This is a genomic window from Variovorax sp. P4_D9, from assembly GCF_056401695.1.
Map to the genome: position 1 here is coordinate 1 of NZ_JBFUIU010000752.1, position 4,259 is coordinate 4,259.

A 4,259-nucleotide genomic window follows, 5' to 3' on the forward strand; every position below is an offset into this window, starting at 1 on the left:
CCTGTTCTACAACGTCGACGTGAACGCGGCGGTCGCGAAGGATCTGGGCGTGACGCGTCTGTGCGAGCAGGCCGGCATTGCACAACCGGACTTGGCCGCCGCCGAGTTGACGTTTCTGCTCGAGGGCGGGCAGATCACGGCCCAAAATATGGGCATACCACGCGCCGACGAACTGCTGCTGTCGCTGTCTCAGGCCATCATCGATCGTGGCTCAAGAACGGCTGCGAAAAAGCGCCGCGCGCCGGCGTTTGCACCTATAGCAGCATCCCTGCCCGCACGCGCACGCTAGCGATGGCGTGCCGCCAAGTTCGCTACACCAGCGAACAACTGGCGAGGCGCAGTGCCCTGTTGGGCGCACGACGCGCGTGCGTTTTGATTCTGGTGCAGGCTGTCGCGCTGCTGGTCTCAGGTGTTCACCTTGTCGATGGCCTCGGCCGGCATGGAGCCACCCAGCGTGATCGCGTTCACCCTAGCCGTAGCCGGTCGCCATCGCTGGGCGTAGGGCTGAAGCAGATTTCGGATGGTCAGCCCAAGGCTGGCTTCCCTTGTCCAACCGGATGTGAATGCTGCGCACGTTCCAGTGCGCCCCCCTGGTCACCCTCGCTGGGTCAACGCGCCGCCAAGCACGCGAGTTGGCTGAGCATGGCAGAGATCGAGATCGGAATCCTCAGTCGTCAGTGCCTGGATCGGCGAATTCCCAGTCGACAGGCTCTTCAATCCGAAGTCAACGCTCGGCAGCGCGAGCGCAACCATCGAAAGCGAACCATCAAATGGAGCTTCACTCGGCAGGATGCAGATCGAAAGCTCAGCCACCGATATATTCCGATACTTTCGGGTTGACGTAACTAGCGTGCGCATGCTCCCGCTCAACAAGGGTTTTGGCGAGGACTGGCTGAAGGTGATGTTCGAGCGAAGTTGGATCGGCGGCGAAGTCGCGGACGGCGGGCTTGAGGAGGGGGCCAGGCTGCTGGAGACGCACCGGCTGATGGAGAGGCTCGCAAAGAAGGTGGAGTAGCCTTTCTGGCGATGACGGCCGGTCGTCCCGGCCCACAGCGACAAACCTTGCTGGCATGGCACCAGATTGGGCATACTCCGACCATGAAGCCTTCTCTGACGCTCGAGGCCCATCGTGGGCAGATCCGCACGATCGTGCTGGCTCACCGTGCGCGGAATGCTCGCGTGTTCGGCTCGGTTGTGCATGGCTCGGACACCGACGAGAGCGATCTGGACTTGCTCATCGATCCCACAGACGAGACCACGCTCTTTGACRTTGGCGCGATTCGTCATGAGCTGCGTCAGCTGCTCGGGGTAAAGGTGGATGTGGTGACGCCGATGGCCTTGCCTGAGCGGATCCGGGCAACGGTTCTGGCGGAGGCGCTTCCGGTATGAGTCGAGACCCGCAGCGTCTCCCGGACTACCTGTGCCACATCTTGTTGGCCATTGAGCGTATTGAGCGATACACGGCCGACCTCGATGAGACGGCATTTCGGGGTGCCGAGATGGCCCAGGATGCGGTAATTCGGAATTTTGAGATCATTGGCGAGGCGAGCCGGAACATCCAGCGCGACCACCCGCAATTTGATGCGGAGCATCCAGAACTTCCCCTGTCGTTCGCCTACGAAATGAGGAACGCGCTTGCGCATGGCTACTTCAGCGTCGACCTTGGGATCGTCTGGAGGACCGTCAAGAACGATCTTCCGGGCCTGCGCCATCTTGTGCGAGCGCTGCTCGAACTGGAGCTGCCGGACGAGACAGACCCCTGCCGGCCGCGCGGAGGATAGATCAGTAGCCCCTCGGCCGTGCCTTCAAATGCGCCTCGCACCTTGATGCGCGTGACCTGCGACAGCACCGCCGCTTCCTCGGTCATGTCCGGGCCGCGCCGGCTGATGGATCGTCTTGGAGGAAAGGTGAACAGACCCGGAACGGAGAGTTCAAGGCCCGGAAGAACGAGCCGCCCACCATGGCCAAGAAGGCAGCCATCACGCTGCTTCGCAACCATGAAAAGGCCCGTGTGGCCTTCATCGACAGGATCGCCGCACCCGTGCTCATCAAGATGATCGAGTGCGGGATGGCGCCGTAACGCGCTGGACTTCCCTGGACCCTTCCCGTGAGCGATCCGAGCTTCAATACCCTCGGCAAGGTCCCTGCCGTCGCGTCGGTCGCCGAGCTCGCAACCGGCATCGCATTGCTGATCGTTCCTGCGCTGGGCGCACTGGCCCTGGTCGGCATTGCAGGCGGGGGGGCCGTGGCGCTCGCGTCCTGCGTAACGATCCGACGGCCCGCGCGGCGTTCCTCAATAAGGTGGCCGCGCCGATTGCGAACAAGATGTTCGAGTGCGGGATGATTCCGTAAGAGGGCGGTCGGCCAAGGCTTCGCCGCTATGGATTGACTGGCTACGACGGGTTCAGCCGCCTGTCCCAGAGGCAAATGGCAAGGGATGCGGCCCGAAGAACATACGCTTGACCTTTTCCTTGCCGATGGCACGGATCAGTTCTCGCGTGGTGCAATACATCAGGATCAGTAGGAACAGGAGTATTTGAATGGCCCAGAAATGAGGCCACACCATCTCGGTCAGCAGCTTCTGGTTGCCAGTGACAATCCCCCCGTCTCGCGTGAGAATTCATACAGCCGCTCCAAGTAGTGCACCGCAGCGGCGACGACCAGATAGATTGCCGTTTTCCAGGCCACGTTGTAGATCAAGGGCTCCTTCGGGAAGCGATTGATGAAAGGCAGCATGTCGGCGATCAACACCGCCTTGCCCAGAATGAGCGAAGCGACCAACAGCGACATCGTGGTCGACACCGGGACGTCGGTATGTTTCAACATCAGCACCCGAATGAAGGCGACGAGGTGCAGCGCGACGAAGAAGAAGACCGTCGGAGGGACCACGGCCAGGAGGTCCTCCTTCACCTTCTCGAAAACATGACTCATGGGGACCTCCTTGTCCGAGGAGCCCAGCCGACTTCGATGAAGCTCACTTTGTGGGCAACCTGACAACCAATGGCTCGATCGACTGACCGAACTCACTCCGCGTTATCGTGCTCGGAAGGTCGTCAGGCGGGAATAGGTGCGAAGGGCAATTTCATTGCCCTCAAGGGAAGCCGCCGCCGCTTTGCCGTCAGGAAGTCGCGAAGGTCTCGCGAGTTGCACTGGGGCGAAGCGGAATGGCGCGCGAACTCGGCTCCTGGAGATCTCGCATCGACAGCGAAACCAAGGCGCGCTGTGCAGTGGCACGTCCCTATAGGCCGTTCGAAAGCGCAGTGGGTGATGGCCCTTGATCATGCGAAGCCGTCCACGCCCCAGAATTGCCTTGGCTTCTGCCACTGTGAGTCCCACGTCCTGCACGTGATGATCAATGATCTGAATCGGCACCGTGAGCGGCATTGCGGCATCGCCCTCGATGCGAAGCTCAATCGTGAGTTTCATCGGCCGACTCTCCGGCTGGGGCGACAAGGCGTCAAGGCTGCGATTGACTGCGCGCCGGCGGTCAGGGTGGTCCCCACTCAGGATGGCCCATTCCTGCGGTGCACCGCAGGTACGCCAGTCCTGGATTGACGGGTAAGGTAGCCTCAATGCGCAGGTCGTGGATCCAGCAGTCGCCGAAGTCGTATTCATAGGTGAATCGCTCGAGGCGCCGCAGGTTCAGATCGCCGATCAAGATCCTATGGGCRTCGGTGTCGAAGAAAATGCCCCCGTCTCTGTAGAGGCAGTACTCGCGGACACGGATCTCGAAGCGGTGAAGGTGCAGATCCTCCCAGCCAAACACCACCTGCAGGACCTGGTGCAGTTGGGCGATGCTCGTGTCGCTGCGCACCAACAGCCGGCGCCAGATCAACGGGCTGATATGGCGCAGCACTACCCGCAGCTGCAGGACTGTTTGCCAGGAAGGAGCCATCCCCGAAGCCTACTCTGCTGCAGTGCACACCCCCAGCTTCTGGATACTCTCCATGGTCGTGAACGACCAGCCGGGTGTGGCCSGCGCCGGCSTCGCCGACAGGCTCGAATACCGCCCTGAGAACCAGAATGGCGCCGCCCTCGTCGGCTTGTGCGAGGACTGCTGTCAGTGCCAACGCCGCGCCGACGAGGCTGCGACTCGCGATTGACGTGAGAGACGTCAGGAGCCCTCGCGAATAATTATGCCGGCACCGGGATGCCGCAAGAAGCGGCGTTGGTAGCTCAAACCCAGAATGCAGCAACCCGCCCGACGAACCAGAACCCCGCCAGCGCGCCGATGCCATAGGGCGCGACCTGAGCGAGGC

The 4,259-nt window shown here is 61.8% G+C and carries 9 protein-coding genes and 1 pseudogene; 5 read left to right on the plus strand and 5 right to left on the minus strand.

Features of this window, described 5'->3' with window-relative positions; genetic code table 11:
* Positions 1–289 (plus strand): annotated as a pseudogene (locus tag AC1DY5_RS44330) (hypothetical protein); the annotation flags it as partial.
* Between the two features lie 305 nt (positions 290–594).
* Here AC1DY5_RS44330 and AC1DY5_RS44335 read toward each other — a convergent pair.
* The gene (locus AC1DY5_RS44335; protein WP_478120764.1) at positions 595–813 is read right to left on the minus strand and encodes a hypothetical protein; all 219 of its coding nucleotides are present in this window, start codon (positions 811–813) and stop codon (positions 595–597) included.
* A 43-nt stretch (positions 814–856) separates the two neighbouring features.
* Between AC1DY5_RS44335 and AC1DY5_RS44340 the strand changes: the two genes are divergently transcribed.
* From AC1DY5_RS44340 to AC1DY5_RS44355, 4 genes are all read left to right on the plus strand, one after another.
* A complete protein-coding gene (locus AC1DY5_RS44340; protein WP_478120765.1) occupies positions 857–1,015 on the plus strand; it encodes a hypothetical protein in 159 nt (52 codons plus the stop codon).
* An 83-nt stretch (positions 1,016–1,098) separates the two neighbouring features.
* The gene (locus tag AC1DY5_RS44345; RefSeq protein WP_478120766.1) at positions 1,099–1,389 is read left to right on the plus strand and encodes a nucleotidyltransferase family protein; all 291 of its coding nucleotides are present in this window, start codon (positions 1,099–1,101) and stop codon (positions 1,387–1,389) included.
* Complete coding sequence (locus AC1DY5_RS44350) at positions 1,386–1,781, plus strand: HepT-like ribonuclease domain-containing protein (protein WP_478120767.1); 396 nt, start codon at positions 1,386–1,388, stop codon at positions 1,779–1,781. Before AC1DY5_RS44345 ends, AC1DY5_RS44350 begins: the two co-directional genes overlap by 4 nt.
* Positions 1,782–2,107: 326 nt before the next feature.
* On the plus strand, positions 2,108–2,344 hold the full coding sequence (locus tag AC1DY5_RS44355) for a hypothetical protein (RefSeq protein ID WP_478120768.1): 237 nt from the start codon (positions 2,108–2,110) through the stop codon (positions 2,342–2,344).
* A gap of 60 nt (positions 2,345–2,404) precedes the next feature.
* Here AC1DY5_RS44355 and AC1DY5_RS44360 read toward each other — a convergent pair whose 3' ends face one another.
* The 4 genes from AC1DY5_RS44360 to AC1DY5_RS44375 all read right to left on the minus strand — a co-directional run bounded on the left by AC1DY5_RS44360 (position 2,405) and on the right by AC1DY5_RS44375 (position 3,895).
* Positions 2,405–2,566 (minus strand): hypothetical protein, encoded by a 162-nt coding sequence (locus tag AC1DY5_RS44360; RefSeq protein ID WP_478120769.1) that lies wholly within the window; start codon positions 2,564–2,566, stop codon positions 2,405–2,407.
* 5 nt (positions 2,567–2,571) lie between these two features.
* Positions 2,572–2,931, minus strand: a complete 360-nt coding sequence (locus AC1DY5_RS44365) for a hypothetical protein (RefSeq protein WP_478120770.1) — start codon at positions 2,929–2,931, stop codon at positions 2,572–2,574.
* 102 nt (positions 2,932–3,033) lie between these two features.
* A complete protein-coding gene (locus tag AC1DY5_RS44370) occupies positions 3,034–3,426 on the minus strand; it encodes a hypothetical protein (protein ID WP_478120771.1) in 393 nt (130 codons plus the stop codon).
* Between the two features lie 61 nt (positions 3,427–3,487).
* Positions 3,488–3,895 (minus strand): plasmid pRiA4b ORF-3 family protein, encoded by a 408-nt coding sequence (locus AC1DY5_RS44375; protein ID WP_478120772.1) that lies wholly within the window; start codon positions 3,893–3,895, stop codon positions 3,488–3,490.
* Positions 3,896–4,259 lie beyond the last annotated feature (364 nt).

Bases quoted from the DNA above. Each gene is read 5' to 3' on its own strand.
- AC1DY5_RS44365 (WP_478120770.1), bottom strand. From the start codon at position 2,931: ATGAGTCATGTTTTCGAGAAGGTGAAGGAGGACCTCCTGGCCGTGGTC.
- AC1DY5_RS44360 (WP_478120769.1), bottom strand. From the start codon at position 2,566: ATGGTGTGGCCTCATTTCTGGGCCATTCAAATACTCCTGTTCCTACTG.
- AC1DY5_RS44350 (WP_478120767.1), top strand. From the start codon at position 1,386: ATGAGTCGAGACCCGCAGCGTCTCCCGGACTACCTGTGCCACATCTTG.
- AC1DY5_RS44370 (WP_478120771.1), bottom strand. From the start codon at position 3,426: ATGAAACTCACGATTGAGCTTCGCATCGAGGGCGATGCCGCAATGCCG.
- AC1DY5_RS44340 (WP_478120765.1), top strand. From the start codon at position 857: ATGCTCCCGCTCAACAAGGGTTTTGGCGAGGACTGGCTGAAGGTGATG.